At 27.3% G+C, this 23,373-nt stretch carries 23 protein-coding genes; 1 reads left to right on the forward strand and 22 read right to left on the reverse strand.

The features are described from left to right. Window positions 1-239: 239 nt before the first annotated feature. On the reverse strand, window positions 240-857 hold the full coding sequence (gene lexA, locus WAO56_RS00315; protein WP_422144610.1) for a transcriptional repressor LexA: 618 nt from the start codon (window positions 855-857) through the stop codon (window positions 240-242). A 138-nt stretch (window positions 858-995) separates the two neighbouring features. On the opposite strand from lexA, the gene yneA reads away from it, so the two are divergent. Then, complete coding sequence (yneA, locus tag WAO56_RS00320) at window positions 996-1,301, forward strand: cell division suppressor protein YneA (RefSeq protein WP_422144611.1); 306 nt, start codon at window positions 996-998, stop codon at window positions 1,299-1,301. Window positions 1,302-1,329: 28 nt separating this feature from the next. Here the strand turns inward: yneA and WAO56_RS00325 are convergent, their stop codons facing one another. The 21 genes from WAO56_RS00325 to nusA form a co-directional block, all read right to left on the reverse strand. Next, window positions 1,330-2,283, reverse strand: coding sequence for a tyrosine recombinase XerC (locus WAO56_RS00325; RefSeq protein ID WP_422144612.1), 954 nt, complete (start codon window positions 2,281-2,283; stop codon window positions 1,330-1,332). Window positions 2,284-2,451: 168 nt separating this feature from the next. Beyond that, complete coding sequence (locus WAO56_RS00330; RefSeq protein WP_422144613.1) at window positions 2,452-3,642, reverse strand: pyridoxal phosphate-dependent aminotransferase; 1,191 nt, start codon at window positions 3,640-3,642, stop codon at window positions 2,452-2,454. A 5-nt stretch (window positions 3,643-3,647) separates the two neighbouring features. Continuing rightward, window positions 3,648-4,478, reverse strand: coding sequence for a PHP domain-containing protein (locus WAO56_RS00335; protein ID WP_422144614.1), 831 nt, complete (start codon window positions 4,476-4,478; stop codon window positions 3,648-3,650). Window positions 4,479-4,575: 97 nt separating this feature from the next. Next, entirely contained in the window at window positions 4,576-6,120 is a 1,545-nt protein-coding gene (gene rny / locus WAO56_RS00340) for a ribonuclease Y (protein WP_422144615.1), read from the reverse strand. Window positions 6,121-6,251: 131 nt separating this feature from the next. Then, window positions 6,252-6,908 (reverse strand): ATPase, encoded by a 657-nt coding sequence (locus WAO56_RS00345; protein WP_422144616.1) that lies wholly within the window; start codon window positions 6,906-6,908, stop codon window positions 6,252-6,254. Continuing rightward, window positions 6,908-7,144 (reverse strand): hypothetical protein, encoded by a 237-nt coding sequence (locus WAO56_RS00350; RefSeq protein ID WP_422144617.1) that lies wholly within the window; start codon window positions 7,142-7,144, stop codon window positions 6,908-6,910. The genes WAO56_RS00345 and WAO56_RS00350 overlap by 1 nt, the downstream gene beginning before the upstream one ends. Before the next feature lies 1 nt (window position 7,145). Further along, window positions 7,146-8,588: an AAA family ATPase gene (locus WAO56_RS00355; RefSeq protein WP_422144618.1), complete on the reverse strand. Its 1,443-nt coding sequence runs from the start codon at window positions 8,586-8,588 to the stop codon at window positions 7,146-7,148. After that, entirely contained in the window at window positions 8,585-9,553 is a 969-nt protein-coding gene (locus WAO56_RS00360; protein WP_422144619.1) for a metallophosphoesterase family protein, read from the reverse strand. The genes WAO56_RS00355 and WAO56_RS00360 overlap by 4 nt, the downstream gene beginning before the upstream one ends. Before the next feature lie 45 nt (window positions 9,554-9,598). Next, window positions 9,599-10,651 (reverse strand): recombinase RecA, encoded by a 1,053-nt coding sequence (recA, locus tag WAO56_RS00365; RefSeq protein ID WP_422144620.1) that lies wholly within the window; start codon window positions 10,649-10,651, stop codon window positions 9,599-9,601. Window positions 10,652-10,661: 10 nt separating this feature from the next. Next, window positions 10,662-11,204, reverse strand: coding sequence for a CDP-diacylglycerol--glycerol-3-phosphate 3-phosphatidyltransferase (gene pgsA, locus WAO56_RS00370; protein ID WP_422144621.1), 543 nt, complete (start codon window positions 11,202-11,204; stop codon window positions 10,662-10,664). Further along, complete coding sequence (locus WAO56_RS00375; protein WP_422144622.1) at window positions 11,205-13,448, reverse strand: DNA translocase FtsK 4TM domain-containing protein; 2,244 nt, start codon at window positions 13,446-13,448, stop codon at window positions 11,205-11,207. It lies immediately after the preceding gene. Window positions 13,449-13,484: 36 nt separating this feature from the next. Continuing rightward, the gene (gene dut, locus WAO56_RS00380) at window positions 13,485-13,916 is read right to left on the reverse strand and encodes a dUTP diphosphatase (protein ID WP_422144623.1); all 432 of its coding nucleotides are present in this window, start codon (window positions 13,914-13,916) and stop codon (window positions 13,485-13,487) included. 51 nt (window positions 13,917-13,967) lie between these two features. Next, window positions 13,968-16,082, reverse strand: a complete 2,115-nt coding sequence (locus WAO56_RS00385) for a polyribonucleotide nucleotidyltransferase (protein ID WP_422144624.1) — start codon at window positions 16,080-16,082, stop codon at window positions 13,968-13,970. Between the two features lie 78 nt (window positions 16,083-16,160). Further along, on the reverse strand, window positions 16,161-16,427 hold the full coding sequence (rpsO, locus tag WAO56_RS00390; RefSeq protein ID WP_422144625.1) for a 30S ribosomal protein S15: 267 nt from the start codon (window positions 16,425-16,427) through the stop codon (window positions 16,161-16,163). 99 nt (window positions 16,428-16,526) lie between these two features. After that, on the reverse strand, window positions 16,527-17,465 hold the full coding sequence (locus WAO56_RS00395; RefSeq protein ID WP_422144626.1) for a bifunctional riboflavin kinase/FAD synthetase: 939 nt from the start codon (window positions 17,463-17,465) through the stop codon (window positions 16,527-16,529). After that, window positions 17,452-18,384 (reverse strand): tRNA pseudouridine(55) synthase TruB, encoded by a 933-nt coding sequence (gene truB, locus WAO56_RS00400; protein WP_422144627.1) that lies wholly within the window; start codon window positions 18,382-18,384, stop codon window positions 17,452-17,454. Before truB ends, WAO56_RS00395 begins: the two co-directional genes overlap by 14 nt. Next, window positions 18,353-19,315 (reverse strand): DHH family phosphoesterase, encoded by a 963-nt coding sequence (locus WAO56_RS00405; protein WP_422144628.1) that lies wholly within the window; start codon window positions 19,313-19,315, stop codon window positions 18,353-18,355. The genes truB and WAO56_RS00405 overlap by 32 nt, the downstream gene beginning before the upstream one ends. After that, on the reverse strand, window positions 19,308-19,673 hold the full coding sequence (rbfA, locus tag WAO56_RS00410) for a 30S ribosome-binding factor RbfA (RefSeq protein ID WP_422144629.1): 366 nt from the start codon (window positions 19,671-19,673) through the stop codon (window positions 19,308-19,310). Before rbfA ends, WAO56_RS00405 begins: the two co-directional genes overlap by 8 nt. Window positions 19,674-19,681: 8 nt before the next feature. Next, on the reverse strand, window positions 19,682-21,970 hold the full coding sequence (gene infB, locus WAO56_RS00415) for a translation initiation factor IF-2 (RefSeq protein WP_422144630.1): 2,289 nt from the start codon (window positions 21,968-21,970) through the stop codon (window positions 19,682-19,684). A gap of 15 nt (window positions 21,971-21,985) precedes the next feature. Next, window positions 21,986-22,255 (reverse strand): RNase P modulator RnpM, encoded by a 270-nt coding sequence (gene rnpM / locus WAO56_RS00420; RefSeq protein ID WP_422144631.1) that lies wholly within the window; start codon window positions 22,253-22,255, stop codon window positions 21,986-21,988. Further along, complete coding sequence (gene nusA / locus WAO56_RS00425; RefSeq protein ID WP_422144632.1) at window positions 22,256-23,368, reverse strand: transcription termination factor NusA; 1,113 nt, start codon at window positions 23,366-23,368, stop codon at window positions 22,256-22,258. Window positions 23,369-23,373: the final 5 nt, after the last annotated feature.

Here is a 23,373-nt window from a genome sequence, read left to right on the forward strand (position 1 = left end):
CCTCCGATTGGTATTTTGTAGTGAATTTATTGTATCGGAAAATGGTTGTTATGTCTCTTTTTTTAAATAAAATGGTGTTGGAGAAGATTTTCATTTTCCTTCACCAATACCATAAATTATAGAACCATTATTAGAGGTCTTTTTTTGTAAAAATTTAGAAATAAAAATCAGAGTAGAAAAATTTAAATTCCACTCTGAAAAAAGCCAAATTTTTAGAATATATTATGAATTAATCCTTTTTATATATCTCTATATAAACCTATAACTTTACCTAGTATTTCAACTTCTTTTACTATAATGGGAAACATTGTTGAATTTTCAGGTTTTAATTCAACATGATCATTTCTCTTATAGTATCTTTTTACTGTAGCAGATTCATCAATCATAGCTACTACAATATCACCGTTATTTGCAGTTTTTTGTTGTCTTACTATTATTTTATCCCCATCTAGTATTCCGGCTTCTATCATAGATTCACCTTGTACATTTAGAATAAATAAGTTTCCCTTTGCTGATAATTCAATTGGTAGGGGAAAAGTATCTTCTATATTTTCCAATGCTAAAATAGGTTCACCAGCAGTAACTTTTCCAACAATAGGAACATCAAAAGTTTCCTTTTTCGAATTGATTTCGTCATATTCTGTATCTATTATTTCTATTGCTCTATTTTTTAGTGGGTCACGTCGTATATAACCTTTATCTTCAAGTTTTACAATATGACTATGTACAGTAGAAGTTGAACTAATATTTAGTTTAGTACATATTTCTCTTATAGCTGGGGGATAGCCTTTATATTTTATATAGGATTTTATATAGTTTAAAATATCTATTTGTTTTTTTGATAAATCATCATACATTATTAAACACCTCAAATTTTCTTAAATAAAGTATATCATATTAAAACTTTACAAACAAACAATCGTTCGGAAAAACTTGACAAGCGAACATATATTCGATATTATATATAATACAAGAACAAATGTACGGAGGATGTTATGAAGAAATATAAAGTAGTTAATAAATTTAGATTTTATAGTTTTATAACTATATCTTTAGCTATAATTTTGTTTTTAGTCTTATTATTTTTTAATATAGGAAGTTCTTTTGGAGCTAATACTAATAAAACAAAATATGAATATTACACTGTAAGAACAGAGGATACTGTTTGGAATATAGCAGAGAAATATAATAATAAAAATAAAGCAGATATAAGAGATTTTGTTAATTTTATAATAGAAGAAAACAACATACATGATTCCAATATTATACCTGGAGAAAAAATAAAAGTACCAATTATTTAAATAACTGGTACTTTTATTTTTTATAATATTATAAATCACCTAAAGGATTTTTATTAATTGCACTCCTTAGACTTTCGTCATCTACATGAGTATAAATTTGAGTAGTAGCTACAGAAGTGTGTCCAAGAATTTCTTGTAGTATTTTTATATCAACATCTCCATGTTTATACATTAAGGTAGCAGCAGTGTGCCTTAATTTGTGAGTAGAGTATATAGATGTATCAAAACCGGATAATTCCAAATAGTAATCAACTCTTCGTTGAATAGCTCTATTACTCATTTTACTTTTCCTAATACTTAAAAATAAAAATTCATCATCAGTTTCAGGTCTAATTTTTAAATATTCATCAATAGCTGTATTACATGATTTATTTAAATATATAGTTCTTTCTTTATTTCCTTTTCCTATAACCTTTAAAGTATCATCTTTTATATCCGATATTTTAATATTGGATAATTCAGACAATCTCATTCCACAGTTTAGAAATAGGATTAAAATAGCCTGGTCTCTTTTTCTTATTATTTCATTTTCAACATTTTCTACAGATTTTATCAATCTTATAGACTCATCTAAGGTAAGGTAGACTGGATTACGTTTTTGTTTTTTTGGTATCTCCAATTCTTCACTAGGGTTAATATCTATTATTTTTCTAATATTTAACAAATATTTAAAAAAAGACCTTATACTAGAGGCTTTTCTAGCTCTTGTAGTAGCACTATCATTATAATTCCTGTCTAAAAAAGCAAGGTATGAATGTATATCTGAAAGCTGAATTTTTTTCAAATATTCTTCAGGGAAATTAGAAATATCAATTTCATCAATATTATTATCTGTAAATTTATTTAAGTTGAATCTATAAGTAATAAATTTTAGAAATTTAGAAATATCATATCCATATTCCTTTGTAGTATTAGGGGAGCGACCTTTAATGGTTTCCATATAGTCTAAATAATCGTTTAGTATTAATGGGTAGTTTAACAAAGTAGGGCCTCCTTTAAAATTTTTAAGTAGTCACAAAATAATAGTTTTGTGACTACTTAAACTATAAACCATAAAATAGTAATTGTAAAGAGTTAAATACAATATTTAAACAAATAGCGATCTTTATAGTTAAAGATTAAGCATAATTAAAAAAAGTAAACTATGTATCTAGTTTACTTTTTTAGAAAGGTCAATTAATCTTTCCAATGCTGTTTTTATTGTATTTTTATCAGTTGCATAAGAAATCCTTATGTAATTATCGTTACCAAAAGCAATTCCCGGTAAAATAGCTACTTGAAAATCATCTAATAGTATATTTGCCAAATCAGATGCATTATTAATTTCTAAACCATTATATTTTTTTCCAATAAAATATTTAATATTAATGAAGCCATAAAAAGCTCCTTGTGGTCTAATCATATCTAATGTACCTGAATTACTAATTAAATCATATACTAAATTAGAGCGATTTTTAAATTGTACAATCATATCTTCAATTTCATTTTTTTCATCTTTTAGTGCAATATATCCAGCATATTGTGCTATTGAATTTGCACAGGAAGTTGCATGGCTTTGAATTTTATTCATTAATTTAATTAAATCATCATTAGCTGTACAATAGCCTAAACGCCATCCAGTCATTGCATAGCTTTTAGAAAAGCCACCAATAGTAATGGTAATATTCTTAATTTCCTCATTAAAGGAAGCAATACTATAATGTTGACTAACAAAATTTAATCTTTCATAGATTTCATCTGATATAATAAAAATATTATTTTTTAAAGCCCAATTTGCAATTTCCATTAGTTCATCTTTGGAATAAACTGCACCAGTAGGATTAGATGGATTTGTAATAATAAGAACTTTACTTTTACTAGTTAAATATTTATCTAAATCAGAAACAGTTACTTTAAAGTCATTATTATAGCTTGTTTCTACAGTTACAGGTACTCCACTTGCAATTTTTGTCATTTCAGGATAGCTAACCCAATAAGGTGAAGGAATTAACACCTCATCTCCAGGATTACAAATAGCCATTAAGGCATTGAGAAGTGATTGTTTTGCCCCAGTTGAAACTATAACGTTATTAGGTGAATAATCTAAATTATTAAAAGTTAAAAGTTTCTTACATATTTCCGTTCTTAATTCTATTGTGCCATTTGCAGGTGTGTATCTTGTTAATCCTTTATTAATAGCGTCAATACCTGCCAATCTAATATATTCTGGTGTATCGAAGTCTGGTTCACCAGCTGTTAAATCCAATACAGGTATACCTTCTTTTATTAAATCCTTTGCTTTTGTTGAAAGAGCTAAAGTCATAGACGTAGCTAAACTTTCAATTCTTTTACTATATTTCATATATTTTATATCCCCCTTGTTCTTATTTTATGAAGAGCCTTAATCCTCTTAATATTTTTATTGTTTAAGGTAAATTTTCCTATATATTTATAGTTGTTAATAACTTTACCATGACAATCACTGCCGCAAGTTTGTATTAAGTTAAATTTACTGGAAATATTATAATATTTTTCAATTTGTTCTAAACTATGTTTAGAATTTATAATTTCAAGGCCATCTATTCCATTCATAATAATATCATATACAATACTATCATCGCCAATATCGCCAGGATGAGCTAAAATAGAAACTCCTCCAGATTTTTTTATTGTATTAATAATATCTGTATATGAAATAGAAGTCTTTTTAACATAGGCTAATCCATCGTTACCTAAATATTTTTCAAAGGCCTCTTTAATAGATGAGCAAATTTTTTTATCGACTAGAATTTGTGCAAGATGACTTCTGCTTACTATATCTTTACTTGAATATTGTTCTATTTCATCTTGTCTAATATTTATATTTAAATTAGAAAGTTTTTCTATAATTTTTTTTGTCCTAATAATTCTATTTTCCTTAGCTATTTTTATTAAATCATTAATGTCTTTATTGTGTATGTCAATATAGTATCCTAAAATGTGTACTTCTTTGTTATCTATTGTAACACTGAATTCAACTCCAGGAATAAAATCTAACTTATATTTTTTAGAAAGCTCAATAGCTTCTTTAATTCCGTTAATAGTATCATGGTCAGTTAAAGAAAAACCCTGTAAATTTAAATTAAAAATATTTTTAACAATATCGTCTACTGTATTTATACCATCGGAATAAATAGAATGTAAGTGTAAATCGTACATTATCTTCTCCTAATATCTATTAATTGTCTAAATATATTATATTATAGTATATTGAATAAAAAAAAACTATTACATAATTATGTAATAGTTTGATTTTTTATTTTGCATAATCTGTTACTCGGCTTTCCCTTATAACATTGACTTTGATTTGACCTGGATATTCTAATTCATCTTCAATTCTTGTAGAAATATCTCTAGCCAAAACAATCATTTCATCTTCAGAAATTTCTTCAGGTTTAACCATTATTCTTAATTCTCTACCTGCTTGTATAGCAAAGGATTTATCTACTCCTTTGAAAGAGTTTGAAATTTCTTCCAAGTTTTCTAATCTTTGAATATAATTTTCAATAGCTTCTCTTCTAGCACCTGGTCTAGCAGCTGAAATTGCATCAGCAGCTTGTACTAAAACAGCCTCTATAGTTGTTGGTTCAACATCACCATGATGTGACTCAATACAATTAATTACTTCAGGTTTTTCCTTAAATCTTTTGGCAGCCTGTACACCTAATTCTACGTGAGGTCCTTCAATTTCGTGATCAATTGCTTTACCTATATCATGTAGTAGTCCGCCTCTTTTAGCAAGTTTAACATCTGCTCCTAGTTCAGCAGCCATCATTCCTGCAATATTAGAAACTTCAATTGAATGTTTTAAAACATTTTGACCATAACTTGTTCTGTAGTGTAACTTTCCTAATAATTTTACAATTTCAGGGTGAATTCCATGTACATTGGTTTCGTCACATGCATTTTCACCATTTAATTTTATGGTGTTATCGACTTCTTTAGTAGCTTTTTCCACCATGTCCTCAATTCTTGTTGGATGAATTCTCCCATCTAAAATTAATTTTTCAAGAGCAATTCTTGCTACTTCCCTTCTTACAGGATTAAAAGCTGATAAAACTACTGCTTCAGGTGTATCATCAATAATTAAGTCAACGCCGGTAAGTGTTTCAAAAGCTCTTATGTTTCTTCCTTCTCTACCTATAATTCTACCCTTCATTTCATCATTTGGTAATGAAACGACTGAGACAGTAGATTCAGCTACGTAATCGGCAGCATATCTTTGAATAGATGTGGTAATAATTTCTCTGGCATAGGAATCTGCCTTGTCCTTGGTTTTAGCTTCTAACTCCTTAATAATCATAGCTTGTTCATGAGTAACTTGTTCTCTTAAATCATTAAGTAAAACAGTTTTAGCTTCATCTTGAGTTAAATTAGCAACTCGTTCTAATTCTTGAAGTTGTTTATCTACAATTTCTTGAATTTCTTTTTGTTTAATTTCAATATTTTTTAGTTCAGTGTCTAATTTAGTATTTTTTTTCTCTAAAGCATCACTTTTACGTTCAAGATTTTCTTCTTTTTGTAGAATCCTTTTTTCAGATTTTTGAATTTCTAATCTTCTTTCACGATTTTCATTTTCTTGTTCGGTTCTTAATTTAAAAATTTCATCTTTTGCTTCTACTAACATAGCTTTTTTAGTTGAGTCAGCTTCTTTATTAGCATCTTCAATTATTTTTGCTGCATGAATTTCAGCACTTCCGATATGTTTTTCGGAAATATTTTTTCTCATTAAAAAACCGACTAACAAGCCGATTATAAGGGTAACTATACTAGCTATTGTAGTAATTAATACGTTATTCAAATAACGCACCCCCTAAATAATATTTAATTTTCAATATTCATAAAAATATAACAAAATATTAAAATTTTGTTATATTTACATACTAAGTATAAGCTTTCGAGGCTTAAAAGTCAAGAAAGATGCTTTAACAATCAAAAGTTTATTGTTTCAATTTTTGAAATTAAATCTTCTTTTATTATTCTATAACCTTTATTTCCGATTGAGGCAATATGCTCATTATGAGATATTAAAATAATTTGTTTATCGAATTCTTCGGAAACTTTTTTTATAAAATTCGAAACATTAAATATATAATCCTCACTAACGTGTTTTGCCGGTTCATCTAAAACTAAAGGACCATCAATACTTGGTTTATATTTTAATAAAAATGCTAGTCTTAAAGCTAGGGAAAGTATGTCTATTACTCCTCCCCCCCTACTATCTTGAAGTTTGTATTTATATACATTATCATCTTGTCTTTCCAATATGAAAAATTCTGCACTATTTTTTCCTCTTGATTGACTTAATTCAATTTCAAATTCTAAATCGTTATTAAAGACTAATTTAAGGCAACTTGTAACAATAGATTTTATTTGTAAACTAGCCTGTTCTCTAGAAAAATCTGCTGTTTGTTTCAAAAGGGTATCTACTAGAAGTAAATCTTCATTATTCTCAATTAGTTTATTTATTCTATTATCAATTCGATTAATATTATCTTCTATAGCTTTTTTTTGTCCAAGATTTAAATGATATTTTTCTTTTTTCAAATTAAACTTAGCTAGTATTTCATTATAATCTATGTCTATCATTAAATATCCTCTGATAATAACTTACTAGCTTCAAATAAAAGTCCGTCAATTTCATTTTCTAAGTTTGCTATTTCAATTTCTAAATTTTCTGGTTTAACACCTAATTTTTCAATTTCAACTAAAAGTTCTTCCTTTTGTTTATTTAAACTTTCTAAAGTTGATTCAGCTCTTGCTCTTTTAATTTTTGCATCATCTAATCTGTTTTTTAAATTACTAATCTCTTTACTATAATCCATTTTATACCTCATATTCACTTATAATTTTATTTAAATGTCCTTCATCTAAATCATTAAAACAATATGGACAAATTGAAGATTCTTTTAATAAATCAATATATTTTTTAAGAAGATTATTGTTAAAAGTAGAATCTTTTTTTATTTTATCCTCTAAATAATTTATATTGTTATTAATTTCTTTTAAATTTTTTTCATATGAATTTAATTGTTCAAGAATAGTTTTAATAGAACTAATTGTATTATATTTAGTATTTAACTCTTCTAAATTTTCAAATTGTTGTATATAAACATTACCATTTTCAATTCTAGTTTTGACTTCAACTAAATTTTTATTTAACTTAAAAAGTTTAAGATACTTATTTTCTAAATTATCTAATTCTTTTATTTTTAAATTTAAATCTGTTACCTTACTAGTTTTAATTAAAGAGCTGTATTTTATAATATTATCGTTTAATGGCGTTAGCTTCTTAAAAATTAATTTTAACTCATTATATTTATTAATTCTTTTTATTATTGAATCATATTTAACAACAACTTTATCAAGGTTTTTTGTTTTATTTAATATTAAGTTATATTTATTTATTTCTTTATTAACTGATAATAATTTAAAATGAAGATTTTTTAAGTTATTACATTTGTCTAGAATTAAAGACGCTTTTTCAACTATACTTTCATAATTTAAAAGTTTTGAAAGCTTCTGAATATATATATTATAATCATTAGTTTTATTTTGAATGCTCATATAAGAAATATTTAAATTTCTATATTTTTCCAATAAATTATTTTTATTATCAATATTGACTACAATATTATTAATATATTTTATTTCCTCTAATTCTGAATCTAAATAATCATATTTCTTCAAGTTTTCTAAATGTATATTTTTTTCTTTTTCTAAAGATTTTTTTTCAGAATTTATTTCATTTATATCTTTAGATAATTTATTTAAAGCTAAATCTACATTTTCAATTCCAGCTAATTTACCAATAGCTACTGCTTTAATAGATGGTGATTCTGTTAATAAAAAGGGACTTTCTAACTGATCTGAAATATTTAAAGCTATTAAATTATTACCATCTAATTGAACTTTTGATATATTTGTTATTTCACTAATTTCTTTAGGAACTTTGGTACCAAAGCCTTCAAATCTTTCTGTTTCTCCTGTGGGATAAGTTATTTCATAATAATTTTTCGTTTTACTTCGTCCCCTTGTAATAATAAATTCATTATTAAAATATAAAATAACCTTGGCTTCTTTACTTTCCTTTCTTATAAAATCAATTCCAGATGGCTCATTGAATAAAACCCATTTTAAAGCACGTATAACTGCTGTTTTTCCACTGTCAGAAGGACCAATAATAACATTTACCTTATTGTCAAAATATAAATCTGTATATTTATGTGATTGAAAATTAATTATTTCCATTCTTTTTAAATAATTCATTTTTTATTAACCTCTATGTCTTCAATTCTTTTTAAGGCTTCTTCCAATATCTTTTTAGGAAAATTATTTTTATCTGAAATTTCTTTTAATATTTCATAAATATTATAACTTTCTAAATTGGTGTTTTGACGTACTAAAAGCTTAAAATCCTCTAGTGCTTCAGATTTTATTTTTTCAAAATCGTTATTAATTTTTAATACTTCTTCTCCTGGCAAAGCAGATTTTAAAGGAATTTCTTTAACTAGTATATTTTCTTTTGAAATATCTAGGATAATAATTTCTGGAATTCTTTTTAATTCTGGTTTACTACTATTAGTTCTCAGTAAGCTTCCAGGATTTATAAAATATTTATTATTTATTTCTTTTACACCAAATCCTGTATGGTAATGACCTGATAAAATTATATTAGCATCTGTTTCTAAAACTTCATCTATTAATGTATGACTAACAGTATCTACAAAGGGTTTGTCTATTAAAAAACTATGAATTAGAAAAATATGATAATCAACATTTTCAATTCGTTTAGGAAAATAATATTTTTTATATTCACTGTCTATATCATATATATATGGACAACCAGATAATTGAATACGTAAATCCTTATCTTCTAAAACAATAGGATGATCCTTACTAATAAGAGTTACAATATTTAAAGTATTTAGTAGTCCTAACATAGATCTATCAATAGTATTTGGATTATGACCATAAATATCATGATTACCACTTATTATATATATTGGTTTATTAAAATCCTTTAAAATATTTGCAAATTTACCTACAGTTTTTACAGGTATATCTGGCCTATCGAATAAGTCTCCCCCGTGTAGTATATAATCTATTTCATGTTTTGTAATTAATGATTTGATTTCAGTAAATTTATTTTCAATAGTTTCTAAAAAATTATCCTTCCGAGAAACTGGATTAGTAGCTCTAATATGTGTATCAGTAAAAAATAAAAATTTCATAAGTCACCTACAACAAAACCTCCTTTCAAGAAGGAAGTTTTTTAATTATTCTTCAATATTAATATCTTTTTCAACTATATCCTCTTCACCATCAATAATATTGTAATGAGCATACGTTCTTCTAGTAACTTCCTCTAACATTTCAGGATGATTTTCTAAGAAATCCTTGGCTTTTTCTCTACCTTGTCCTAAACGTTCTTCATTATAGGAATACCAAGCACCTGCTTTATTAATTATTCCAGCTTCAGCAGCCATGTCTAGTAGGGCACCAACTTTGGAAATACCCTTTCCATACATAATATCAAATTCTACTTGTTTGAAAGGTGGAGCTACTTTATTCTTTACAACTTTTACTCTAGTTCTATTTCCTATTATGTTATCTCCATCTTTTATAGCCTCAGCTCTTCTAACTTCTAACCTAACACTGGAGTAGAATTTTAAGGCTCTACCACCTGTGGTAGTTTCAGGATTACCAAACATAATTCCTACTTTTTCTCTTAATTGGTTTATAAATACAACTGTAGTTTTTGATTTTGCAATTACTCCAGTAAGTTTTCTTAATGCTTGTGACATAAGTCTAGCTTGTAAACCAACATGAGAATCACCCATATCACCTTCTATTTCAGCTCTAGGTACTAATGCTGCTACTGAATCTATAACTACAACATCTAATGCACTACTTCTAACAAGAGATTCAGTAATTTCTAAAGCCTGCTCTCCGGTATCTGGTTGTGAAACAATTAATTCATCTATATCAACACCTAAATTTGAAGCATATTGAGCATCCAGAGCATGTTCTGCATCTATAAAAGCTGCTATTCCTCCATTTTTTTGAGCTTCAGCAATTATATGAAGGGCCAAAGTTGTTTTACCTGAAGATTCAGGGCCATATATTTCCACAACTCTACCTCGTGGTATTCCTCCAATTCCTAAAGCAATGTCTAAATTAATAGCACCAGTTGAAATAGAAGCAATATTTTGTTTTGGTGTATCTCCAAGTAGCATAACAGAACCTTTTCCAAATTGTTTTTCTATACTTTTAAAAGTGTTTTGTAATGCTGTATTTTTATCTTTATCATTTGTAAAATTTAATGACATACTATTCTCCTTAAATATTATCTAAATCTAAAACATGAATATTTTTAACTAAATAATCTACACCAGATATAATTGTTAAAATAACTGATATATAGTATACAATATTTGTAATAATTGTTGGAATCCAAAATAAAATGCTTCCACTAAATAGAATCATAATAATTACTAAGAATTGAGAAACTGTTTTAAATTTCCCCCAAAAGCTTGCAGCGATAGTAACACCACTAGATGCTGCTAAAACTCTAAATCCTGTAATAATAAATTCTCTTGCAACAACAATACATACAGTCCATGCAGGGACAAGTCCTAACTCTATAAACATAATTAAAGCAGCTGTTACCAACATTTTATCAGCTAAAGGATCTAAAAATTTTCCAAAAGTTGTAACAAGATTTCTACTTCTAGCTAGATGTCCATCAATAAAATCCGTTAAAGATGCTATAACAAATATTAATCCTGGAATTAGGCTATCAACACCTAATACCATAAGTAAGATAATAAAAATTGGGATCAATATCAATCTAAAAATCGTAAATTTATTTGCAATATTCATTTATTCACCTATATCCTTTAAATAATCTTTTCCAACTAAAATTTTTCTAGGCTTACTTCCTTCATATCCACTTACTATTCCCATCTCTTCCATTTCATCAATAAGTCTACCTGCTCTAGCGTAGCCTATTTTCATTTTTCTTTGAAGTAGTGATATAGATGCAGAATTTTCTTCTAAAATAATTTTTACAGCATCTTTAAAAAGTTCATCAGTACTTTGGATATTTTCAGAAGCCTCCTGTTTTTTATCTATGTCCTCAATTATTTCTTTATTATAATCTGTTATATTCTGATTTTTTAAATAATTAACTATTCTTTCAACTTCTCCATCTGAAATAAAAGCTCCTTGAATTCTAACGGGCTTTGATACATTTGAAGGAAAGAATAACATATCTCCCTTACCTAATAATTTTTCTGCACCTGATGTATCAAGAATAGTTCTTGAATCTATTTGAGATGAAACAGCGAAAGAAATTCTAGATGGAATATTTGCTTTAATTGTACCAGTAATAACATCAACTGATGGTCTTTGAGTAGCTACTATTAAATGTATTCCACAAGCTCTTGCCATTTGTGCAAGTCTAGCAATAGAATCTTCAACTTCTCCTGCAGCCACCATCATTAAATCAGATAGCTCATCTATTATTATTACAATATATGGTAATTTTTCTAGACTATTATCAGAGTTTTTTTCGTTATATGATTTTATATCTCTGACATAATTTTCTGAAAATATCTTATATCTTCTTTCCATTTCTGTAACAGCCCAATTTAAAGCAAAATTAGCTTTTTTAGCATTAGTTACAACAGGTATAGCTAAATGTGGTATTCCATTGTAAATACTTAATTCGACGACTTTTGGGTCAATTAAAATCATTTTTACATCATCGGGCTTTGCTTTAAAGATAATACTCATTATTATAGTGTTAATACATACGGACTTACCACTTCCTGTTGCTCCAGCAATAAGTAGATGAGGCATTTTATCTATAGATGTTACTATAGCTTTTCCTGAAATGCTCTTACCTAAAGCAATAGGCATTAATGAATTTATTTGTGCAAACTCTTTGGAATTTATTATTTCTTTAAAATACACATCTTCTTTATTAATATTTGGTACTTCTATACCAACTACAGATTTACCAGGTATTGGTGCTTCTATTCTTATGTCTGAAGAAGCTAATGTCATAGCTAAATCATCAGATAAATTAACAATTTTACTTACTTTAACACCTGGGGCTGGTTCTAACTCATAACAAGTAACCGTAGGCCCTTTATTTATTTCTACAACAGAAGCATCAATTCCAAAACTAGAAAGAGTATTTTCGATTTTTCTTGCTTTGTTTAAAACTTCATCTTTGCTGTCACCTTTTGATAAATGAGGATTTTTAAGTAACTCTAAAGGTGGAAATTTATACGGAATTGTTTCTTTTTCAATTTCAAGGGAAAAATCTTCCATTGATAATTGCTGACCTTCATCATTTTCATTAAAATTTAAATCTTCTAATTTAGAATTGTTGTTAAATTCTTCTATTTTATCAGAATTATCACTATAATCATTTATTTTAATATCTTCAATCTCTATTTCATTTTCATCATTAAATGTAGGGGCTTTCTTTTTTAAAATAGGAGATTTCTTTTTAGGAATTTTATTCTTTTTTATTTTATTTAAAAATTTCTTTAATGTATTTTTAGTTCCAATAAAGAATTGTTTAATTTCCTCTAACAATTCCTTAAATGAAATGTTAAACATATAAATTCCAGAAAAAATTATATATAAAATAGTTAGAAGATATATTCCTATTTTACCTATGGAAATAAGCAAATAATGTGTTATAAAAGCTCCAATAATTCCTGCCCCTAGGTAATTATTAGATAATATTTTTGAATTACTTATTCTTATGTTCAATAAAGTTCCAGTATTCATATTTAAGTCTACTAACACTAGAGAAATAATAAATAATCCATATATTAATAAAAATACATTAAATGTTTTTTTATTCATTTTATTAAAAATATAGACTAGTGAATTAATAATTATAATTATGGGAAGTATGTAGGAACCTAGTCCTAATAATTTAAAATAATATTTTTTAAAAAAATCTCCCAAATATCCTGTATTATTTCCAATTATAAATATATATGAAATTAGTATTAATATACTTAATATAATGACTATATTTTTTGGATTAAATCCACTGGAATTCTTCTTTTTTTTCTTTTTACTTTTTTTTGTTGTGGCCATTTAATATCTCCTTGTGACATTATAAATTATATCATATTAATAACCTGTATGACCAAAACCTCCAGCATTCCTTTCTGTATCATCTAAACTTTCAACTAGTTCAAATTCAACCTGTTCATACTTAGATAAAACCATTTGAGCTATTTTGTCACCAGAATTAATAGTATAATCCTCATTAGAAAGATTTACCAATAAAACTCCAATTTCTCCTCTATAATCGCTGTCAATAGTTCCTATGCCATTTATTACAGTGATTCCATGTTTTATTGCCATGCCACTTCTTGCTCTAACTTGGACTTCATAGCCAACAGGTATAGATATATATAGGCCTGTTGGTATAATTTTTCTTTCTAAAGGTTTTAAAGTTAAAGGTTCCTGAAGATAAGCTTTTAAATCTAAACCTGAAGACCCTAAAGTAGCATATTCAGGTAAAGTATTATTACTTTTATTAATTATTTTTATTTTCATATTTCCTCCATTAAAAAATAAAAACATAGTTTCCTATGTTTCATTTTAATATTATTTATTATTATTGTTGTTGTTATTATTATTTTCAGGCTTTGGTAATAAAGCTTTTCTTGAAAGGTTGATTCTTCCTTGATTATCTATATCAGTTACTTTAACAAGTACCTCATCTCCTATAGATAATACATCTTCAACTTTATTAATTCTTTCGTGAGCAATTTTAGAAATATGAAGTAAACCTTCCTTACCGTTTAAAACATCAACAAAAGCTCCAAAATTAGTAATTCTAGTTACTTTTCCTAAATATGTTTTTCCTTCCTCAACTTCAGCGATAATATCTTTAATCATGGCAATTGCTTTTTCACCATTTTCAGTAGTTTCTGCAGTAATAGTTATATTACCATCATCTTTAGTATCGATTATTACGCCTGTTTCCTCAATAATTTTATTGATAACTTTACCACCTGGTCCAATAACTTCTCTTATTTTTTCAGGATCAATTTGAATTGTTAATAATCTTGGTGCATATTTTGAAATTTCTTTTTCTGGCTCTGAAATTAAAGCATTCATTTTATCTAAAATAAATAATCTTGCTTTTTTAGCTTTTTCTAAAGCTTCTTCTAATATTTCCCTATTAATACCATCTATTTTAATATCCATTTGTAAAGCAGTAATACCATCTTTAGTTCCTGCTACTTTAAAATCCATATCTCCAAAATGGTCTTCAAGTCCTTGAATATCTGTAAGAATTGAAACTTTTTCTCCATCGCTTATTAATCCCATTGCTATACCTGCTACAGGTTCATCAATAGGTACTCCTGCATCAAGTAATGCTAAAGTAGATCCACAAATAGATGCTTGAGAACTAGAACCGTTAGATTCTAATACTTCAGATACAACTCTAATTGTATATGGGAATTTCTCAATTGAAGGAATAACTGGGATTAGTGCCCTTTCTGCCAATGCTCCATGTCCTATTTCTCTTCTTCCTGGCCCTCTTAATGGTCTAGTGTCTCCAACGCTATAAGGTGGAAAATTATATTGATGCATGTATCTTTTATTATCTTCCTCTAATAATCCATCTAAGATTTGAACATCACTAGGAGAACCTAAAGTAGCTACGGATAATACTTGAGTTTGTCCTCTTGTAAATAATCCAGAGCCATGAGCTCTTGGCAATAATCTTCTCTCACATGAAATAGGTCTTATTTCATCTAATTTTCTATTATCTGGTCTAACTTCTTCCTCTATGATTAATCTACGTATTTCTTCTATTTGAATATTTTCTAATATAGATTTGATTTCTTTTTCTCTATCTTCATAAATTTCTGAAAAATGATTTAAAGTATCCTGTATAACTTTATCTGTGTCTTCTTCTCTCTGTACCTTATCAGCATTTCTAAGAGCGCTAACTAAATCGCCTTTACAGTATTCTGTAACTGTAGCTACTAAGTCTTGATCTATTTCAGGTGGTATAAACTCTATTTTTTCTTTACCACAATCCTTTTGAATATCTTCAATAAAAGAACAAATTCCCTTTATTGATTCATGGGCAGTTAAAATCGCTTCTAATACTTCGGCTTCAGTTAGTTTATGACAACCAGCTTCTACCATCATAATTGCATCTTTTGTACCGGCAACAGTTAAGTCAAGAGATGAGTTTTCCCTTTCCTCTTGAGTAGGATTTATGATGATTTTTCCATCTATCATACCTACAGATACTGAACCAGTAGGTCCATTAAAAGGAATATCAGAAATACTTAAAGCTATTGAAGAACCAATCATTGCAAGTATGTCTGGGGTATTGTCTTGATCTACAGACAAAGCAGTTGCTATAACTTGAACATCATTTCTGTAGCCTTCTGGAAATAATGGTCTTAAAGGCCTGTCAATTAATCTAGATGTTAGAACTGCTTTTTCACTAGCCTTACCTTCTCTTTTAATAAAACCACCCGGTATTTTCCCAACTGCATATAATTTTTCTTCAAAATCACAGCTTAAAGGAAAAAAATCTATTCCTTCACGAGGTTCTTTCGATGCTGTTGCTGTAACTAAAACTACAGTTTCTCCACATTGAATTGTACAGGAACCATTTGCTTGTTTAGCAACTTTTCCAATAGTTACTATTATTTCTTTTCCAAGCAAGTCATATTTATATTCTTTTATCATTTAAATCTCCTTTAGATTTTAAAACATTTAAAAATAAGAGCGTTGAACCGCTCTTATTAGTGTAAAAATTAACCGAAATTAACCTCTAATGTTTAATTTTTTAATTAATTCACGGTATCTATTGATATCTTTATTTTGTAGATATTTAAGTAAACCCCTTCTTTTACCAATCATTTTAAATAATCCTCTTCTAGAATGATGGTCTTTTTTATGAGTTTTCAAATGTTCTGTTAAATAGTTTATTCTATAAGTCAATAAAGCTATTTGAACTTCTGGTGACCCAGTGTCTCCTTCTACTGTTTTATATTCATCAATTATTCTTTTTTTGTCTTCTGCTGTAAACATAATTTTCCTCCTAAATTTTAATTCACCATAACTATTGGATTCGTTGAGGAGTCGATATCCAACGTTACAGTACCTACCGAATTATAATATCATAAATAGTTAAAAATGTAAATTTTTATTGTAATTTTTTACAAAATCTACATCTTTATTCATTTGATTTATTAATTCAAACTTAGAATTAAATTTATAATTTTGTCTTATAAAATCTATAAACTCAACTCTAATTTTTTCTCCATATATATTATTAGAAAAATCAAATAGAAATGTTTCGATTTTTTTATCAAATTCATTAAATGTAATATTGTTTCCAATAAAACTCAGCGAATCATACTTTTTTTGGAAATCCTTGCTAATTATTGTAGTTTTAGTGTAATAAACACCTTCTTTTGGAAGGACATAGTTATAGTCGTTAATCATATTAGCTGTGGGAAACCCTAATTCTCTACCTCTTTTTTCTCCGTGTATTACATTTCCAGTAATAAAATAATTTCTACCGAGTAATTTATTGGCCTCAGTAATCATTCCTTCATTAATATAATTTCTTATATTTGTACTTTTTACATTAATATTTTTATCTTTTACCGTATCTATTATATTTAAAATAATATTATTTTCGCAACATAATTGTTTCAATAATTTAGTATCCCCCATTGCTTTTTTACCAAATCTGTAGTCATTACCTACAACTATTCCCTTACAATTTAAATTATTAGTTAAAAAACATATAAATTGATTAGGGGTTAAATTAGAAATAGATTCAAAATTAATTAGGAAAATATAATCTATATTTAAATCAGACAGTATATCAATTTTGTCATTTGTATTAGTTAATTTAGGTATAGGGTTTTTTGGATTTAATATATCCTTTGTATGCTCAGTAAATAATAATATACCAGATTTATAGTTATTTTTAGTAGATATTTCTTTAACTTTATCTATTAAAAATCTATGACCACGATGTATTCCATCAAAATTACCTAAACCAAAAACTATATTATCTTTCACAATTATATCATTTGAAACTTTAACTATTTTCATGTATACCTCTGTAGAACATATTTTGTATTTTTAGATAGTTATTTCCTTCAATATTTTTTATAATGCCTAAACCAATAAATTCATTAGAGCAATATATTAAAAGTAAATTATCTGTATAAAAATCTCCTACATTAATTTTAACACCATTTATAATTCTTTTAAAATATTTACTAGGTAAATTAAATTTTTCAAAAGAATTAAGGGCTTTATCAATAGGAATAATAAAATCATTAATATTACAGTTAGCTAATTCTTTTACTTGATCTATAGTTAAAGCATTAACTATACTAAGACCTCCTGCTTGAGTTCTAATAAGATTTGACATAGTACCTATTGTTCCAGATTCTATACATATATCTTTAATAAAAGTTCTAATATAGGTTCCCTTTGAACAACTAATTTCCAAAACAATCTTATTATTATACTTTCTTAATATTTTTGTTTCATATATTTTAGCAAGTCTTTCTTTTCTTTCTATTGATAGGCCTTTGTGCGCTAATTCATATAATCTTTTTCCATTAACCTTTACAGCTGAATACATTGGAGGAATTTGTTTTATTTCAGCGTTATTATATTTTAATAAATTTTTTTCAAAAACTTTAAAATCTGCTGGCTCATTGTTAGTTCTTGTAATATTTCCCCAAATATCCTCAGTGTCGGTTTCTATTCCAAAAGTTATTTCACCAACATAAGTTTTACCAAAATTCATTAGGTATTGACTGATTTTTGTGCCTTTTCCAATACAAATAGGTAGAACACCACTAACGTTAGGATCCAATGTACCAGCATGACCAACTTTTTTTGTTTTTAAAACTTTCCTTAAAATAGCAACAATATCATGTGAAGTATAGCCAGGTTCTTTAAAGATATTTATCACTCCATCGATATTATTGCCAGTTAATTGTTTTGAATCTTTCAATTATTTTATCCTCTACTTGTTTTAAATTACCCTTAATAACACATCCAGAGGCAAATTTATGCCCTCCACCATTAAAATAATTGGCAATTAAATTTACATCTACATAATTCTTACTTCTAAAACTAACCTTAAAATTATTGTTTTCCTTTTCTTTTAGCATACATGAAACTTCCACTTCATCTGCGTCTCTAAAATAGTTAATGGCAGTTTCTACATCAGAAATTTCCAAATTATACTTAGCTAAAAAATCTTTTGTAACAAAAGTAATAACTAAATGATTGTCATAGTAGAACTTAGCATTATTATTAATAATATTCATTGCATTTAGTGCATTTAATTTATTAGATTGAAATATTTTTTTCATTAATAAGTTTTTTTCAGCACCATTTTTTATTAATTTTGCTGTAATCTGAAAAGTATTTTCATTTGCACGTTCATATAAAAATCTTCCTGTATCAGTTAAAATACCAAGTAATAAAGCAGTAGAAATTTCAGGTGTTATTTTTATATTCAAATTAAAAAACATTTCTGAAATAAGTTCACAAGTAGAAGAAATTTCAGAATCCACTATATTTAGAGTTCCATAATTTTCTCCGGAAATATGATGATCGATTTTTATAATTTCTTTAGAATTACTAAAAGTATAGTCTATGTTTCCTAATCTTTTTTTATCACCACAATCAACAGCGATTACCACATCTACTGTAAGTTTATCATTTGTTGTAAAGGGAATATTTTCTGTAATAAAGCTTAGATTATCAGGAATTTTATCAAATTGTAGGGGATAGACTTCTTTATTTAAATCTTTTAAGAATAAATATAATGATTTTATGGCTCCTATATTATCACCATCGGGACTTAAATGAGAAATAATTGCAAATGAATTATATTTTGCAATTATTTCTTTAAATTTAATAAATAAATCATTCATCCGTATTACCCGTTTTATTTAATTCGTTTATTATATTTTCTATATGCATTCCACGTTCTGTAGAATCATCAATTTTAAATATTAATTCCGGAGTATGTCTTAACTTTACATTTTTACTAATTTCTCTTTTTAAATATCCCTTAGCATTTTCAAAACCCTTTAGAGTGTCAGATTTTTTTTGGTCGTCTCCAATTACACTAATATATATTGTTGCAAAGCTTAAATCATTAGTTACCTTAACTCCGGTAATTCCAGTATAAAGTGGATCTAAATTAGGATCTTTAATTGTATTGTACAAACAATGGGATATTACTTTATTAATTTCAGATGAAATACGATTAACTCTTTTTTGATTCATAAAATCACCTATTTTTTAACTTCCTTCATTATATATGCTTCTAAAATATCATTTTCTTTTACGTCATTATAATTTTCTAAACCAAGTCCGCCTTCAAATCCAGCTGCAAGTTCTTTTGTGTCATCCTTAAATCTTTTTAATGATGATATTTCCCCTTCATGTACAACAATATCATTTCTGATTAATCGAATAGTTGCATTTCTAGTTATTTTACCATTAAGGACATATATACCTGCAACAGAACCAACATTAGGAACTTTGAATATAGCTCTAACTTCTGCTCTACCAATTACTTCTTCAACATATTTTGGAGCCAACATTCCTCTAATTGCATTTTTTATATCTTCAATTGCATCATAAATAACTCTATAGGTTCTAATATCTATATTCTCATAATTAGCTAAATCAATAGCACTTTGAGAAGGTCTAACATTAAAGCCAATAATAATTGCATTAGAAGCAGCTGCTAGGTTAACATCAGATTCAGTAATACCACCTACTGCACCATGAATAATATTTACCTTTACCTCTTCATTACTTAACTTTTCAAAGGATTGTTTAACTGCATCTATTGTTCCTCTAACGTCGGTTTTAATAATAATATTTAAATCTTTAATGGTACCATCTGATATTTGATTAAATAGATCATCTAATTTAATATTTGAAGATGATTTTACCATATCCGCCTTTATAAAATTCTTTGCTTTTTCAGCATAGGAACGAGCTGTTTTTTCATCTTTCGCAACATATATAAAATCTCCAGCTTCAGGTACATCTGAAAGACCTAAAATTAAAACAGGTATAGAAGGTCCTGCCTTTTTAATTTTTTTACCTCTGTCATCAAACATAGCTCTTATACGGCCACTTGAAACACCAGATACAACTATATCTCCAGATCTTAATGTTCCTTTTTGTACAAGTACTGTTGCAGTTGGTCCTCTACCCTTATCTAATTGAGCTTCTATAACAGTACCAACAGCAGCTCTATTAGGATTTGCTTTAAGCTCTTCCATTTCAGCAACAGTTGCTACCATTTCTAGTAAATCATCTATTCCTTGACCTGTACGTGCTGAAACAGGTACACAAATAGCATCTCCACCCCAATCATCAGGTACTAAACCATTATCAGATAACTCTTGTTTTATTCTGTCAACATTTGCACCTTCTTTGTCCATTTTATTAATTGCAACAATAATTGGTACATCAGCAGCTTTTGCATGATTTATAGCTTCAATTGTTTGAGGCATTACACCATCATCTGCAGCTACAACAAGTATAGCTAAATCTGTAACTTGAGCCCCTCTAGAACGCATAGCAGTAAAAGCTTCATGTCCAGGTGTGTCTAAAAATACAATTTTGTCATCATTGATTCTTACTGTATAGGCTCCTATATGTTGAGTTATTCCACCGGCTTCTCTTTTTGTAACATGTGTATTTCTAATACTGTCCAATAAAGATGTTTTACCATGGTCAACATGGCCCATAACTGTAACAACAGGAGGTCTAGGAAGCATATCTTCTTCTTTATCTTCATAATCTAAATCAAAGATGTCCTCCATACTTTCTTCATCATCAGATTTTAAAACAATTTCTTTATCAAATTCCAAACCTATTAACTCAGCATTTTCAAAATCTAATTCTTGATTTTGTGAAGCCATAATACCTAACTGAATAAGCTTAGATATAACTTGATTAACAGATACTCCTATAGCAGCAGCAAAATCTTTAACTATTATAGTTTCAGGAATTTCAATAGCGCCTGATTCTGTTACATTTACAATTCCTTCAAGATTAGGAGTATCAGAGGCTTTCTTTTTCGCCTTACTTTTACTTTTATGTTTAGGTTTAGCTTTTTGTAAATTTTTAAAATGATCTTCGTTTATTTTTTTCTTACTGTCATTGGTTTTTTTCTTTTTATTTTTTGAAAAATCTTTTTTATTTTTATTATCTTGACCTTTATTAATTTTGTTAGTTTGACTTTCTTTTATGACCTTATCCCTTTTACCAGGTTGTGTTTCCTTAGTAATTTTATCCTTTTTATTATATTGATTTTTTTTAATTATATTGTCTTTTTTATTAGATTTTTTTACTGAATTTGTATTTTTAGCATTTTTATCGTTATTGTTTTTACGCGTATTATTTTTAGAAAATACACTATATACCTTATCTATAACATCACCTTCAATTGATGACATGTGGCTTTTCACATCTATATTTAACTTGTTTAATTCAGAAATAATTTCTTTTGCAGATACATTAAGTTCTTTAGCTATCTCATATATTCTGATTTTTTTCATATTTGTTGCTCCTCTCTATTCCGAATCCATTACATAATTTGCAATCTCCTTATATATTTCTTCGTTAATTTCAGCTTTTAATGCATGATTTATATTTTTGTTCTTTTTAGCTAATTCAACACAATTTATATCTTTACAGATATAAGCTCCCCTACCATTTTTTTTACCTGTAGGGTCTATTAATACACCCTCTTCCTTGTTATTAACAATTCTTAGTAAATCTTTTTTAGGCTTGTTTAAACCACAAGCTACACATTTACGCATTGGTATTTTTTTAACTTTCATTTAAATATCACCTAATAAATTATTAATATACTCTTCTTCTTCTGGGAATTCAGCAACAATACTGTTGTTTTCAATTCCTTCTAAATATTGTTCTGTTCCCTTTATATCTATTTTCCAGTTTGTAAGCTTGGCAGCTAATCTAGCATTTTGTCCTTCTTTTCCAATTGCTAATGACAATTGGCCACTATCTACAATAATTCGAGCTATTTTTTCTTTTTCATTGACAAATACTTTTAAAACTTCAGCTGGACTTAAACTATTTGCTAAAAATACCTTAATGTCCTTGTCCCAAATTATTATATCTAGTTTTTCCCCATTTAATTCATCAACAATTGCTTTTACTCTAGTACCTTTAAAGCCTACACAAGCTCCTACAGGATCTATATTTTCATCTCTGGTAAATACAGCTAATTTTGTACGGGAGCCAGCCTCTCTAGAAATAGAGAATATTTCTACAATTCCATCATGTATTTCAGGAACTTCTAATTCTAAAAGTCTTTTAACTAGTCCAGTATCTGATCTTGATAGTATTACCTGTGCTCCCTTAGTTGTATTTTTTACTTCTTTTATATAGAATTTGTATCGGTCATTTACTTTATATTCCTCATTTGGAATTTGTTCACTTAAGGGAACAATACCTTCGACTTTTCCTAAGTCTACGTAAATAATACCATGGTCAATTCTTTGAATAATACCAGTTATAATTTCTTTTTCTCTGTTTATAAATTCGTTATAAACAATTTCTCTTTCAGCATCTTTTATTTTTTGAATGACAATATTTCTTGCAGTTTGTGCTGCAATTCTACCGAAGTTTTTTGGAGTTACTTCAACGGTTACCTCATCTCCAATATTTAAATTACTATTAATTAAATGAGCTTCATCTAACGATATTTCAGTAATTTTATCATCGACTTCTTCAACAATTGTTTTTATTGAGAATATCTTTGCTTCCCCAGTATCTCTACTGACAGAAACAGATACATTTGCATTATCATCAAAATTTTTTTCATAGCTTTTAATTAAAGCTTTTTCTAATGCATCTATTATTACATCACTTGAAATTCCTTTATTTCTTTCAATTTCGTTTAATGCATTAATAAATTCTTGATTCATTTGTC

This window comes from Miniphocaeibacter sp., assembly GCF_049276255.1.
In the GTDB taxonomy this organism is placed as follows: domain Bacteria; phylum Bacillota; class Clostridia; order Tissierellales; family Peptoniphilaceae; genus Miniphocaeibacter.

What these genes read in the sequence shown, in the direction of transcription:
- lexA (WP_422144610.1), bottom strand. Translation starts at nt 857, where the DNA reads ATGTATGATGATTTATCAAAAAAACAAATAGATATTTTAAACTATATA.
- yneA (WP_422144611.1), top strand. Translation starts at nt 996, where the DNA reads ATGAAGAAATATAAAGTAGTTAATAAATTTAGATTTTATAGTTTTATA.
- WAO56_RS00330 (WP_422144613.1), bottom strand. Translation starts at nt 3,642, where the DNA reads ATGAAATATAGTAAAAGAATTGAAAGTTTAGCTACGTCTATGACTTTA.
- WAO56_RS00335 (WP_422144614.1), bottom strand. Translation starts at nt 4,478, where the DNA reads ATGTACGATTTACACTTACATTCTATTTATTCCGATGGTATAAATACA.
- WAO56_RS00345 (WP_422144616.1), bottom strand. Translation starts at nt 6,908, where the DNA reads ATGATAGACATAGATTATAATGAAATACTAGCTAAGTTTAATTTGAAA.
- WAO56_RS00350 (WP_422144617.1), bottom strand. Translation starts at nt 7,144, where the DNA reads ATGGATTATAGTAAAGAGATTAGTAATTTAAAAAACAGATTAGATGAT.
- WAO56_RS00355 (WP_422144618.1), bottom strand. Translation starts at nt 8,588, where the DNA reads ATGAATTATTTAAAAAGAATGGAAATAATTAATTTTCAATCACATAAA.
- WAO56_RS00360 (WP_422144619.1), bottom strand. Translation starts at nt 9,553, where the DNA reads ATGAAATTTTTATTTTTTACTGATACACATATTAGAGCTACTAATCCA.
- recA (WP_422144620.1), bottom strand. Translation starts at nt 10,651, where the DNA reads ATGTCATTAAATTTTACAAATGATAAAGATAAAAATACAGCATTACAA.
- pgsA (WP_422144621.1), bottom strand. Translation starts at nt 11,204, where the DNA reads ATGAATATTGCAAATAAATTTACGATTTTTAGATTGATATTGATCCCA.
- WAO56_RS00375 (WP_422144622.1), bottom strand. Translation starts at nt 13,448, where the DNA reads ATGGCCACAACAAAAAAAAGTAAAAAGAAAAAAAAGAAGAATTCCAGT.
- dut (WP_422144623.1), bottom strand. Translation starts at nt 13,916, where the DNA reads ATGAAAATAAAAATAATTAATAAAAGTAATAATACTTTACCTGAATAT.
- WAO56_RS00385 (WP_422144624.1), bottom strand. Translation starts at nt 16,082, where the DNA reads ATGATAAAAGAATATAAATATGACTTGCTTGGAAAAGAAATAATAGTA.
- rpsO (WP_422144625.1), bottom strand. Translation starts at nt 16,427, where the DNA reads ATGTTTACAGCAGAAGACAAAAAAAGAATAATTGATGAATATAAAACA.
- WAO56_RS00395 (WP_422144626.1), bottom strand. Translation starts at nt 17,465, where the DNA reads ATGAAAATAGTTAAAGTTTCAAATGATATAATTGTGAAAGATAATATA.
- WAO56_RS00405 (WP_422144628.1), bottom strand. Translation starts at nt 19,315, where the DNA reads ATGAATGATTTATTTATTAAATTTAAAGAAATAATTGCAAAATATAAT.
- rbfA (WP_422144629.1), bottom strand. Translation starts at nt 19,673, where the DNA reads ATGAATCAAAAAAGAGTTAATCGTATTTCATCTGAAATTAATAAAGTA.
- infB (WP_422144630.1), bottom strand. Translation starts at nt 21,970, where the DNA reads ATGAAAAAAATCAGAATATATGAGATAGCTAAAGAACTTAATGTATCT.
- rnpM (WP_422144631.1), bottom strand. Translation starts at nt 22,255, where the DNA reads ATGAAAGTTAAAAAAATACCAATGCGTAAATGTGTAGCTTGTGGTTTA.
- nusA (WP_422144632.1), bottom strand. Translation starts at nt 23,368, where the DNA reads ATGAATCAAGAATTTATTAATGCATTAAACGAAATTGAAAGAAATAAA.